General features: G+C 36.9%; 10 protein-coding genes. All 10 read right to left on the bottom strand.

The window, feature by feature from the left end; genetic code table 11:
• Positions 1-73: 73 nt before the first annotated feature.
• Positions 74-1102 (bottom strand): acyltransferase family protein, encoded by a 1029-nt coding sequence (locus K1J10_RS08915; protein WP_223356926.1) that lies wholly within the window; start codon positions 1100-1102, stop codon positions 74-76.
• Between the two features lie 59 nt (positions 1103-1161).
• Positions 1162-2013, bottom strand: coding sequence for a dTDP-4-dehydrorhamnose reductase (gene rfbD / locus K1J10_RS08920; RefSeq protein WP_223356928.1), 852 nt, complete (start codon positions 2011-2013; stop codon positions 1162-1164).
• An 80-nt stretch (positions 2014-2093) separates the two neighbouring features.
• Positions 2094-4001 carry a glycosyltransferase family protein gene (locus K1J10_RS08925; RefSeq protein WP_223356929.1) on the bottom strand — a complete coding sequence of 636 codons (1908 nt, stop codon included), beginning with the start codon at positions 3999-4001 and terminating at the stop codon, positions 2094-2096.
• Entirely contained in the window at positions 3985-4926 is a 942-nt protein-coding gene (locus K1J10_RS08930) for a glycosyltransferase family 2 protein (protein ID WP_195563144.1), read from the bottom strand. Before K1J10_RS08930 ends, K1J10_RS08925 begins: the two co-directional genes overlap by 17 nt.
• 86 nt (positions 4927-5012) lie before the next feature.
• Positions 5013-6491 carry a DUF2142 domain-containing protein gene (locus K1J10_RS08935; RefSeq protein ID WP_223356930.1) on the bottom strand — a complete coding sequence of 493 codons (1479 nt, stop codon included), beginning with the start codon at positions 6489-6491 and terminating at the stop codon, positions 5013-5015.
• 9 nt (positions 6492-6500) lie between these two features.
• Complete coding sequence (locus K1J10_RS08940; protein ID WP_223356931.1) at positions 6501-7283, bottom strand: glycosyltransferase family 2 protein; 783 nt, start codon at positions 7281-7283, stop codon at positions 6501-6503.
• Positions 7273-8556: a lipopolysaccharide biosynthesis protein gene (locus K1J10_RS08945; RefSeq protein ID WP_135782476.1), complete on the bottom strand. Its 1284-nt coding sequence runs from the start codon at positions 8554-8556 to the stop codon at positions 7273-7275. Before K1J10_RS08945 ends, K1J10_RS08940 begins: the two co-directional genes overlap by 11 nt.
• Positions 8546-8875, bottom strand: coding sequence for a DUF2304 domain-containing protein (locus tag K1J10_RS08950; RefSeq protein ID WP_135782477.1), 330 nt, complete (start codon positions 8873-8875; stop codon positions 8546-8548). The genes K1J10_RS08945 and K1J10_RS08950 overlap by 11 nt, the downstream gene beginning before the upstream one ends.
• Position 8876: 1 nt before the next feature.
• Positions 8877-9587 (bottom strand): glycosyltransferase family 2 protein, encoded by a 711-nt coding sequence (locus K1J10_RS08955; RefSeq protein ID WP_135782478.1) that lies wholly within the window; start codon positions 9585-9587, stop codon positions 8877-8879.
• A gap of 186 nt (positions 9588-9773) precedes the next feature.
• Positions 9774-12761: a CocE/NonD family hydrolase gene (locus K1J10_RS08960; RefSeq protein WP_398577100.1), complete on the bottom strand. Its 2988-nt coding sequence runs from the start codon at positions 12759-12761 to the stop codon at positions 9774-9776.
• Positions 12762-12834 lie beyond the last annotated feature (73 nt).

The raw sequence follows: 12834 nt of genomic DNA on the forward strand, positions 1-12834 counted from the left end.
GACACACTTGAAAGCTTATTTGATTAACACTCCGCAACTTTACTTGAGTGTTTACACAAAATTATTGACAGAATCATTTCAGAATTATTGTTTTGATAAATTTTAGTAGTGTATTTAAAATGAAAGTCATCAAGATAGCTTGTATTAACAAAAATAGCACAATCAGAGGAAATCTCAGGAAGAGGTTTGTAAAATCCCCCCATTTCTCAACCATTTTAGGATACCAATAATAATCTCCAATCACAGATAGTAAATAAATTGGAAGAGTGTTCTTTGAAATAAATAGAACAACTCTTTTCAACCACTCATTTTTTATAGAGACTTTTAAGTGTATAACTGAATAAAAGATTAAACTAGACAATAGGAATACCGGAAGAACTGTATATTCGATACCAAAGGTAGTTTCAGATATTGCTGCTAATCCAAAAACACTTAAAATATCAAGAATAAAAATAACAAAAACAAGTTCCTTGAAACTCGATTTCTTCTTTGATGAAGCGAGAAAAGCTCCAAGAAGATAGTATGTGATAGGCCAGAGTCCTTTCCAATAATCTGGAATGATGTGCGGTAAAATCATAAAATTTTGTTCATTGTTGTTCAACAATGAAAGAGTAGGCGGTACAATAGTGAATAACACTAAAATACCTAAAACCACAACTTGATTCTTACGGCTAGTTAACGAATTGAAACCTGCATTCAAGAAAGGAATTAACATGTATAAGCCGATATACAAATTAACATACCACGCATAGTGACTAAAGGAAAAAATATTTTCAAATAACTTTCCGAGGTATTCTTCATTGACAACTCTCATATCAAAGAAAGTATAAACTGCTGCTGTAAGAGCATAAATTCCAATTACTGGAAGTAGTTTTATAAAATAGTCTTCACTATAGGTCTTATCTTTCATCAAATAGCCTGTAGTCATGATAAACAAAGGTACACAGGTCATTAGAATCATCCAAATAAAAGATGACAAGAAAATACTTTTAAAAGTAAAGGACTGTCCATAATAATTAGTATGGAGAAAAAAATGTACACCTACGACAAATACTATTGCAATACATTTAAGCAAATCTATATTTAATTTTCTCTCTTTCATAACTCTCCTTATCATATTAGCAAATGAAAAGATGGCATGTCACCATCTTTTCATTTTAATTATTTCACTTCTTGTTTGTAAAATTCTTTCAAGGCATCCTTCCAGCTTGGAATGACAAAACCTGTCGCCTTGGACTTAGCCAAGCTCATCGTTGAGTTAAGTGGGCGTTTCGCCTTAGCTGGGAATTGACTAGAATCTACTGGTTTCACTTCAACATCAGTATCTTTGAGGATCTCAACTGCAAAGTCATACCAAGTTGTGTCTTCTTCTGCATCATTTGATAAGTGGTAATAACCATATTCTTTACGGTTTTCAGCCAAATAGGTCATAAATTCTGCAAGAGTACGTGTCCAGGTTGGACGACCATGTTGGTCATTAACAACGGTCAAAGTCTTGTGAGTCTTCGCTAGGTTTTGCATCGTAAAGACGAAGTTTTTACCATAATTTCCAAAGACCCAAGCTGTACGGATGATGTAGAAGTTCGAAACATGCTTCTCAACCAATTCTTCTCCCATACGTTTGGTACGACCGTACTCTGTTTGGGGATCTGGTTGATCGTCTACTTCCCATTCTTGCCCAACTGGCTTATTCCCATCAAACACATAGTCCGTAGAAATATAGACCAAGGTTGCACCGTGTTTTTCAGACGCCTTCGCTACATTTTCCGTACCAGTCACGTTGATAGCATAGTCCAACTCTTTTCCTTCATCTTCAGCAGCATCAACGGCTGTATAGGCAGCACAGTGATAAACTAGAGTTGGCTTCACTTGCGCAAAAACCTCATCTACTTTCTCTGCATTTGTGATGTCCATTTCAGCTACATCAACAGCTACATATTCTTCATTTCGTTCATCTAACAAATGGCGAAGCTCCGTTCCAAGTTGACCATTTGCACCTGTAATTAAAATCATGGTAATTTCCTTTCAAATGCTTTTTCCCTATCATTATAGCAAAAATAGCAGAAGTTTTCTGCTTTTAAAACTAGTTCGTCTTAACTGGTTTTGAATGATTTATTTTTCTTCTTTTCATAGACAACTTTAAAAATATAGGCAACCACGAACCAAGCGAGCGATTCAATTATATAGCCCAAATATTGAAGGAAGGTTTTATGATATGAGATCGCTACATGACCTGAACTTTTGATTTTTAGATAAATTTTTCCATCATTCAAAATTTTTTCCGCTAGCTTTGGTTTTCTTAAATTTTGATTTTTGTTTAATTCTTCTTGCTTATATGAACGATGAGCCATACTCGCTTCTGTACCAGATGCTCCTTCAGAATAATTAACGGTATATCCTTTATACCAGATGAGCGGAACCACCATACTGGTATTCCCTTTTGAAGAGTCACTCTCTACATCGAATTCAAGTAAATTATATTGAGTATTTACATTAGAAACTGACAGGCCCTTACCTAATTGAAATTCAGAAAAATGAGGATCACGAACACGCTGATTATCTACCTCTAGGTTATAATATTCGTCCCCGACAGGATTTACAAAGTTTGATTTTTTACCTTTATAAGTTGACTTCAAAAGCTTATTGTCCTTTCGATTCACCACACGCATCTGTTTATAGTATTTCGAACTCGTATGATAATTTGGAACCAAATTATTATAAAAGAATGAAAGACTCAAACAACAGAGTATAACCGAAAGAATCCCATTCTTATTAACAAAAGCTAGAAAGAAAATAAAGAATAATGGTATAAAAAACAAGAGACGTCCTGAGTATTGAATACTTCCCATAAAACTGTACTTCAACAAGGACCTCCATGGAAGAAGACTCGTTGCCATAAAATACAGAAGCCAACAGACAAAAAAGCTCGACTTACTAAGCTTACTGATTCGACGATAAAAGATTAGAACTAGGAAAGTAAAGACAATCAAACCATTGCGAATCATTTGATGAATTGGCCATTCTAATGGTGTAAATGGTTTATAAAAGCCAGAGCGATCTACTTGAAAAGGATAGGGTACTGAAAATGTATCTTTGACATTCACAGGGAAACTCCTTCCCATCCAAGAGAATAAAAATTTTTGAGATGATACTTGTTCTAAGTATTGGAAAATATAGCCTGCAGAAAGAAAGAGCGCAAATACAATTGAAAATACGAAAGACGCTAGCTTTTCGATTGTAATTTTCTTATAGTTAAGCAATAAAAAAATAAAGGAGGCAATAGCTAAAATGATAGTCGATAAAATATGGGTTTGAACCAATAGGGCTACAACAACTCCAAGATAAAGAGGATTCTTTTTATTCAAAAAGACTACTCTGTAGATAGCGTAAAATAGTATTGGAACTAAAGGCAAAACCATTGTCATTCCAAATCCAAACAAAGTATAGTAGCAAGGAAGGGTCAAGGCAACAGCCAAAGCTACTAGCTTGTTGTACATGATTTTAGTAATGACAACATAGCTGGATAAACAGGTACAAACCACAATCAGAAAGGCAAAGAGGAGATAGGAAAGATTTGCATCCTGACTTATCACGTAAACAATAGCTGACGGATAGAATTGCCAATTTCCATAAAACATAGGAGAAGCATATCCAGTCCCATATGAAAACAAGAAATTTAGATTTGGAAGTAGATCCCAATGACTAATTGATTCAGCTAATCCGACAATACGAGATAGATGAAAAGCATAATCATAGGACTGACTTTGAAATAAAATGACATTTTGAGAAACAACTGTAAAGAAAATAGAATACAGAACCAAAAATAGGTAAAAAAATGAATGACGGAATCCATTAAAAAAAATGTTTCCTCTGTCTACCACTTTATTTAGTCGTTTAGTAACATTCCACTGCAAAAGCTGATCAAGGATGGTATCAACTTTATCGTAAAGTGAATGGATCTTGAGCTTAATGGTTTCCTGTTTCCTAGAATGATTTTTCATTGTCACTTTTCTCTTTTATCACATATACCGGACGTTTCTTGGTCTCCATGAAGATCTTACCAATGTATTTCCCTAGAATGCCAATCGTCAGCAATTGGAAACCACCCAGAAAAAGGATAACTGTCATTAAGGAAGGCCATCCAGAGGTTGGATCTCCAAATACCAGCGTTCGCACTACTATAAATACAACCATGATAAAGGCTAGGAACCAAGATAAAAGGCCACCTACAAAGGCAATATTTAGAGGAGCATCTGAAAAATTGACAATCCCTTCAATAGAGTATTTAAAGAGAGACCAGAAATTCCAAGATGTTTTCCCGGCCACGCGCTCCACATTCTTATACTCCAGATATTGAGTCTCAAAGCCGACCCAAGCAAAAATCCCCTTTGAAAAACGATTGTATTCGGATAACTCAAGGATAGCATCCACCATTGGACGACGCATCAAACGAAAATCACGCGCCCCGTCTACCATCTCTACCTGACTAATATGATTAATGAGTTTGTAAAACATTCGGGCAAAGAAAGAACGAATGGGTGGTTCTCCCTCACGTGTAACCCGTCTTGTTCCAACGCAATCCAATTCCACAACTTCATCCAATCGCTTCTTCATTTCAATGAGCAATTCTGGCGGGTCTTGAAGATCAACGTCCATAACAGTTACATAATTTCCTTTGGCATGTTGGAGCCCAGCATAGAGTGCTGCCTCCTTTCCAAAATTCCTTGAAAAAGAAATATAGTGAGCCTTAGGATTAACTAGATTGAGATCACGCAAAACGGATAGTGTATTGTCCGAAGATCCATCATTGATAAAAATATATTCAAATTCAGTCCCCATAACTTCTCGAACTCTTTCCATCTCTGCATAAAATAAAGGGATGGATTCTTCTTCATTAAAACAGGGCACTACTACTGATATTGTCATAACACTCTCCTTGTATACTTCACCTTCTATTGTAACAAAAAACTAGGGTTTCCCCTAGTATTAACGTAAAAATTAGATTAATTCGCCTATACAATAGCATATAATACTGAAATTGTGTGAATCACTGTTAAAGCTAAAATGATTAAACTACTTTGAACAATAAATGTATCAGAAAATGTTTTTTCTTCTGACTCTTGTTTTTTAAAGATGCTACAAATGACAGGAAGCATCAACGCAACAACTCCTAAATAGTACCGACCTTGTACCCCCAGTACTTCAGCATTTCCAACTGGTGTCCATGTTAAGTATAGTGTTAAAGAAATCAATCCTACAATCGCAAGAGATACTAAGCAAGCACCTACCACTGAAACTTTTGGCAACTTTATTTTTCCTACATTAGAAAACGTAATCAGCGTATAGAGAGAATAGATAGGGATTAGAACTTCTGACATAGATAGGTCCAACCAACCAAAAGTGTACAACTGGTTTAAATGGCTAACAGATAATAAAACTTCCTTCAAAACAACTGGAAGGTACAATTTAGGCTTAGTAAGAAGATTCATTAGTTGGTTCTTAACATTAGCTCCATCTAGTTTGAAATTTTCAATCCTCACTTGCTGAGATAAAACATACCAGAATATTGTAAATGCAAAAACAAGGGCAATTAAAGCAATAGCCAATAGGTAATAATACCTACAATTTATTTTCTTCCTAGGAATAAACAATAATAAGCCAATCAATAAAACGTATGGTAATTTCATTGTCACCAGAAGAAGACACAAGGAAGTGAATAGCAATAAGTCTTTTAATTGAACAATTTTTTCTTCATTGCTTACAAAATTAATAAACAAAGAGACAATGATGTAAGTCAAACCTAAGGAGACACTGTCTTGGTTATAAGAAGCTGCAAGTACAAGGTTCATTGGGAACATGGCAACCATAGTTATTAGTTGCTTAGCCTTCCCACTCAATTTAATCGCTATAAAGGCGAGAATACAATAAGCAAAGACATTAAATATTCTTCCCAAGTAATAGGATACACCCACGCTTAGATGAAGAACTTTTCCTATACCGTAACCGATTGCTTGTGGAAGATATCCTATAAACCAATATGAATTAGTTGCTCGATAATCCGTTTCTTTCCCGAATCCAACCTGTTTCGTTGTTTGCTCTTCATGAAATAAAGAGGATTTAGTAAAAGGGGCTTTAAAATTCTTATAGACATCAAAATAGTCTTCCGTAATATGAATATTTTTATTATCCATATTGACATCACCTTCGACAATATGAATCGTTCTAGCCAGATGGACCTGCTCGTCTGGTGTATTTAAAACGGGTGTGATGATAGCAAATGCCACTCCGCTTACAAGCATGGCTAAAAAAGTTCCAATATTTTTTTTAGGTAAGAAGAAGATTAAGAGTGAAAAACTGATGACACACAAAACACCAATTTTAGGAAAATCAATAAACCACTTTGTATAAATAATAGCGATGCAGGATGCTAAAGCAAGAAATGCAACGGCGTACTTTTTATTTCTCTCATAACTTTCGATAAGAAAATTCATCCTCTCCTCCTAATTATTTGTCTTCTGACTTTTCACATATTGTTTCATTAACAAATCCGCAATCCATTTTGGCCAAAATTTTTCATACATCATCTGATCTTCAATCGTCCTAGTATTGTCAGAAATTGTCTTTGAGGTTTCCGATTCTTCATGGATCCTATGGCACATCAATTTCTCAGGTACATATACAAACTGGCCGGGGTACTGGTTGATCTTGTACCACGCATACCAATCCAAACTTACTCTCATTTTTTCATCAAATTGAAAATCTTTTAATGCACTTAAATTATAAGTAACTGCTGGACAGCAAATCGGATTTCCAAAAGCTAGAATCCTCTTCCTCCACCATTTCGAGGACGGGAAAACAGCCATAGTTCGTAACATTAAGGATTTAATCTTTAAATTAGCATTCGCTGGAATGACTGTCCCATTTTTCTCCTCAAAATAATCAGAAAATGCAATGCTCCATTGCTCCTTACCACCGATCTTATTTGCAATCTTTTCCAGATAGGTCGGTTCGTAATAATCATCCTGATGAGCAATAGTTGTATACTGACTTTCTACAAAAGAGAGGGCATTGTTCCAGTCTTTTCCGATTCCCCCTCCCACTTTATGGAAAAGTGGAATATTGTATTTTTTACACAAGACCTCAATAGACGGAAGTAAGGTGGAGGTGTAACATATAATTTGAGATTTCACCGTTTGATTTTTGAGGGACAAAATACAATTTTCTAAATAATGGCTTTCGCCATAGGCACAAATTACCCAAGTATGTTGATCTTTAAAGGACATAATCCTTCCTTTCTAACCTTCTTGCAATCCAATAAGAGACAATACTCCCAATAAAATATACAACCATTACCAGTAAAAAACTAAGGGACGCTCCAAATAGACCACTTCTTTGTACAAATTGTAAATTTGTCAATTTAGAGGCAACAAACATTAATAAATAGACGGGTAATAGATAGGATTGACGTCTTAAAACAGTCATCACATCCCCAAATACAATTCCAATCGAATATAATATTCCAGAAAATACAAGAATAGCTAATGTTTCTTTATATCGGTTTAAATCTAACCCAAAAACAACACTCAAAATTGGAGTCCCAATAAAATAAGCAACTAGAGTCAAAACAAATCCAAGTCCTAAAATAATCACAAGTAATTTAACAATAATCCCATCAAACCTTTTATATTCTTTATCCTTCCAGAAGATGGCTAATTGCGTGGTTAAAGGTCTAAGAATTAAAATAAATAGACTCATAAAAAACACTGGCATGAAAAGAATATTGTAATCCCTTTGCGTCCCCTCAATTAAGTGACCCAGCCGAATCTCCATATCTATTGCAATTCTTGGCTCATTGAAAATATAGGCTAGCAAAAAACCACTAATAAATAAGGGGATGCAATTTTTTAATATTGAACATGCATCAACTAAAAGACTCTTAAACTCTATAGAAGAAAAATCTATTCTCTCGAATGATCTTGCCTTCACAAAATCATATCCCATAACGAAAAGAAAATTAAGAACTACTAATAATGTTAAAGAGCTTACAAGGGACTTAGTAGTATAGAGTAAAATAAATAAGAAAATAGTACTGAAAGTGTACCGAATGGTCATAGACTTTCCAGCGATATCCAATCGTTCATGTTGTTGAAAAAGACCTTGAAATAGATCCGATATTGCTTCACACATACGAAATAGGACATAAAGAGCAATAATAGCAACCTTTTCCCTCTCGTTTAAGTCAATTTTAGAGATTGATAAATAGGGAAAAAATACTAGGACCATTAAGGTCAATGATATACACCTTGCTAAGAAATAACTGGTAAAACTATGTCTAAAAGAAACATCTGTTGCTTGATAACTACGAACCTGAAACATGCCAACAACTACCAAAATAGCCGCAATACCGTACGCCAGACTAAAAGAATCTGCTTCAATAGGAGAGGTTAATCTCGTCACAATTAAAGTAAATAAAACAGAGGATCCTGAGAAAGCTAAATTCCCAATTAAATTCCAAAGATAGATTTTTTCTGTTGAAACATTTTGATTACTCTTCATGGTTCTTATCCTGTAAAGCAATCTTTTGTGCTAGTTGTCTAATTTGAACGGCTTGTTTAGAGGTCAAACGAGTTAATGAAAAGTTCAAATAAACCAGTAAACAAAAACCTAAAAAGAAGACTAAATTACTTGGAACTTGGATCCCTATAAATTTAGATGCCCCTTCTATTACTCTCGGAAACCAGATTACTGGTAAAGAGAGTACACAGAGTAAGAGCCAAGAAATGACATTTTTCATCTCAACGACTTGTTTAACAACCAATCTAAGTATATAAACAAGAAATGCAATAACAATAAGCGATAACCAAATATTTAACATCTTACTTCTTTTGGCCTCCCGTCATTCTTGCTAGTAGCATGGCCACTGTCACTTTAATCATATAATAGACTGATTTACTTAGGGTAATAGATGATTCACCATGTTCTCGCTCATTCATCAAGACTGGCACTTCAGTAACCGAGTAGCCTGACATCAAGAGAGAAACAATAGTCTCAGGTTCTGGATAATCACTTGGATATTGCTTAGCAAATTCCTCAATCACTTTCCTATCAACTACGCGCAAGCCTGAAGTTGGGTCAGTTACCTTCTGTCCCGTCAATAATTTAATCAATTTTTCAAAGAAGGTGATCCCGATTCGACGAAGGAAGGAGGATTGGAAACCTTGGTTTTCAATGAACCGTGATCCAATGACCATGTTGACCTTTCGTTCCTGAAGCACCCTCAACATATTTTTAATAAATTCCGGATTGTGTTGCCCGTCGCCATCTACTTGGACTGCATACTGGTATCCCTCTTGAACAGCGTATTGATACCCCGTTTGAACAGCACCACCAATTCCTAAATTGATGGGTAAATCAATGACATTAAAGTGATTCTTCTTACAAATCTCTAGAGTATGATCCGTTGAACAATCATTGATAATAACATAATCAAACTCCGGAGTATGATCTTCAATCATCTTGATTGTCTTTTCAATATTTCCACTTTCGTTGTAAGCAGGAATAATAATTAGCAATTCTGAAGTTCTCAAACCTTACAATTTCCCTTCTTAGTGTATCACTTCATTATACTATATTTAAGGCTTTTTTTCTAGTTCAGGATAGTGCTTAGAAGTACGCAAACTACTAAAAAATCATCTCTCCTACTTATTAGTAAAAAGACCATAACCGTTCTTCAAACGACGATTATGGTCTTGTACTCACTGTCCTTAACAGTACTAATTTTCTCTTTCTTTTAGTTGGACGATTCCCATTCCGACTAAAAGAACGATTCCTAACACACTTGAAGTGACTTCAAAGTTGGTGGTCATTCCAGTTTGCGGCAAATAAAGTCCTTCCTTACGAGTACTGCTCACTTGAGGGAGCTCTTCATCCACCGTCTCTGGTGTTTCTTGTTGGTAGTTGACAGCTAGTGGTGCCATCGTATCCTTCTTGCTAGACTCAACTGCTAATGAACCTGACTTGTATGGTGTATAATCCTTGTTTGGTATCTGTTCCTTCTGATTCACGGATGGTACAAGGGTATCCAATGGATACTCTGGTAGGGGTTCTTCAACCAGTGGAAGGACCTGATAAGCCTCATCCTTTTCATTTGGAACATACCAAGCATAGCGAAGACTACTTTTTTGAACAGTTGGTATTTCTGCTACGATGGACCGTGTTTTCAAGCGATAGGAATACGGATCATCCGTCCAGACATAGTTACTATCAAAGGTGGTAAAGACTAAGCCCAGTTTATGCCCCTTCTTAACCGTGTAAAGATTTGGTTGTAGATAGACGGTGTAGTTCCGAAACTCTCCGAGCTTGGGATCGATGCTACTACTTGAGCTAGCGGAGGTATAGCCTGCATCAGGATTGGCTAGGTTGATCCAACCAGAAGAGATGACCTTATACTTGGTTTTAATGGTTCCAAATTGTTTGTTGGCAATATTTTTTAGATTGCTTCCCATCCAGTAGCCTGATTCAGAAAGCGTGTTGAGAGGCATTTCTTGGTACTTGTAGCCAGCTTCATCATAGGTAATCTTATTGGAAGCGACATCAAATTCCTCATCGGAGAGATCGACCAGTTGCACATTGACTTGATAGTCTTTGATATTTTGATTGGTTAGCTTGGCTAAGGCAGCTTGGAAATGGACGGGAATATGCCCTTTAATAGTCACATCTTCGGTAGCCTCAGCTGCAAACAAAGCATTGGCAGTAGACGATTGCTTGGTGGTATGAGAATCCCGATTGGTCCAATCCATCCCTGCCCCATAGTAATCATTATCAATGGTTTCTTCCTCTCGTCTAGAAAGGGTCTTCAGGGTCAATTGATTGCTAGACTCCCAGCTAGAATAGTGTTCCCACTTAGATGGATCGTAGTTATTAGACACGGTTACTTCTGGTAAAGACTCTACCTGATTTTCTGCATCATATAGGTAGTGACTAAACCAAAGATTGAGAAGGTCACTAACACTTTGTTGGTCCTCTTTAATTCCGAAGCGTTTATTGACAGGATAAATATGATCTCCTTGATAGAGGTAGAGCTTCACAGGTTGCCCAGCCTTCTTCAAAGTTTGATACATCAGGTCAAAGTGTTTGGTTCTGACATTATCATCATTTAGCCCATGCATGACTAGGGCACTGGCCTTGAATTTTTCTGGATGAAGGGTATAATCGCGATTTTTCCAGATGTCGCTATAATTATAGCCATGTTTATGTTGGTCGCGATTCAACTGAGTAATGTAGCGGGCATAGTCCTCTTTAATCTTGTTCCAATCAGCCGGATCTAGAATCCGATTGGATACATAGACAGACAAATGAGACAAATCTCTATAAGGACCGACGTTAAAGGTCGTTCCTTGACTGTTGTAATAATCATACCAACTCGCGATTCCAGCTGCAGGGACGATAGTCTTCAAGCCCTCTACTCCGGTCGCAGCAACCCCAAAAGTGGTGGTCCCTGCCCATGACAATCCCGTCATACCAACTTTTCCATTTGACCAGTCTGCTTTAATAGCAATATTCGATGTCTTATCTGTATAAGCAACCCGTTTTCCATTTAGCCACTCAATCACACTCTTATAACCCGCTACTTCTAAGTCGCTTCCTGTTGTATTAATCCCCTCTGACTGATAGCTTCCCAATCCAGATGTAGTAACCACGGCATAGCCTCGCACCAAGAAATAGTTGTACCAGTTAATATTTTCATAATCGTAGCGTGTAAAGGTCGCATCACTTTCGTTTGGATTTTTATAGTACCAATCTTTAGAATCTGCCTTTTTAGCATGTGCTAAAGTCGTGGTGGAACCAGTTTGACGACGGGGATCTACATAACGATAGAGTTTCTTGTTGTCAAACTCGCCCTCTTCTTTTAGGCCAATTTCGCCAAGGGTTTCCTTATTAGTTGTTCCTGCTACGTAAGGACTTGCCTCATAGATGGTCGAAGCCTTATAATCTCCATTGGCAGCTGCTTTCGGAAGTTGCACAAATGTTTTAATGAGGTCCCTTTTCCCATCACCATCTGTATCATAGTCTGATTCGACATAGACCACAAATCGGACAATATCACTCTTTTCATTGGAATAGCCAGTTTCTACATCACCCGGAGTAAAAGGAAAAATAGGCTGGGTCTTGCCATTAAGGATGAGAGGTTCTTTCTTCTCTGCACGGTAGGCCTCTTTTAATTTCTTAGCGATTGAAATCATATGGTTTAGATTCTGGACGGGCTCATCCTTGCCTACCCCGTCCGGAATCATCCCCAAGCTCTTTGCAAACTCAAGTCGATCTTCAAGCGTTGCACCTGTTTGGTCCGGTTTGGACTCCGCCCATTTCAGCAACTCGTCTGCTGTTTCCCCTATGGACAAATTTTGATTTGCCACATGTGGATTTTCAATCAAACTAGAGAGTTTTCCAGGCGTTTCTGAAACCGATAAAGGTTTCGGTAATCCTCCTAAAGTATCGTCAGTTTCAGTTAGCTTGCTAGCGTCCCCCTCCACTGGGCGCTCTATCTCAGCATCTGCCTCCACTACTGACTCAAGGCTTGCAGTTTCAGACTGGGCATTGGTTTGTGAATTCTCTTTAGAAATAGCTTCTGGAGAACGAACTAGCTCAGAAACTGCTTCGGTCGGCTTTTCAGACTGCTCCTCAGCTTGAACCTGATTGGCTATTACTATAGGCGATAGTAATAAAGCAGAAAGAATAAAAGTAAGCTTCTTTTTCCTCATGATAAATTGTAAAATATAGTGCAACAAAAAAACTCATAGCGTTTCATTGGGGTAAACTGTAAGTATTCACACA

This window comes from Streptococcus australis (assembly GCF_019930045.1).
Taxonomy (GTDB): domain Bacteria; phylum Bacillota; class Bacilli; order Lactobacillales; family Streptococcaceae; genus Streptococcus; species Streptococcus australis_D.

Coding starts and splice junctions, on each gene's coding strand:
- K1J10_RS08935 (WP_223356930.1), bottom strand. CDS start 6,491: ATGAATTTTCTTATCGAAAGTTATGAGAGAAATAAAAAGTACGCCGTT.
- K1J10_RS08925 (WP_223356929.1), bottom strand. CDS start 4,001: ATGAAAAATCATTCTAGGAAACAGGAAACCATTAAGCTCAAGATCCAT.
- K1J10_RS08940 (WP_223356931.1), bottom strand. CDS start 7,283: ATGTCCTTTAAAGATCAACATACTTGGGTAATTTGTGCCTATGGCGAA.
- K1J10_RS08960 (WP_398577100.1), bottom strand. CDS start 12,761: ATGAGGAAAAAGAAGCTTACTTTTATTCTTTCTGCTTTATTACTATCG.
- K1J10_RS08915 (WP_223356926.1), bottom strand. CDS start 1,102: ATGAAAGAGAGAAAATTAAATATAGATTTGCTTAAATGTATTGCAATA.
- rfbD (WP_223356928.1), bottom strand. CDS start 2,013: ATGATTTTAATTACAGGTGCAAATGGTCAACTTGGAACGGAGCTTCGC.
- K1J10_RS08930 (WP_195563144.1), bottom strand. CDS start 4,926: ATGACAATATCAGTAGTAGTGCCCTGTTTTAATGAAGAAGAATCCATC.
- K1J10_RS08945 (WP_135782476.1), bottom strand. CDS start 8,556: ATGAAGAGTAATCAAAATGTTTCAACAGAAAAAATCTATCTTTGGAAT.
- K1J10_RS08950 (WP_135782477.1), bottom strand. CDS start 8,875: ATGTTAAATATTTGGTTATCGCTTATTGTTATTGCATTTCTTGTTTAT.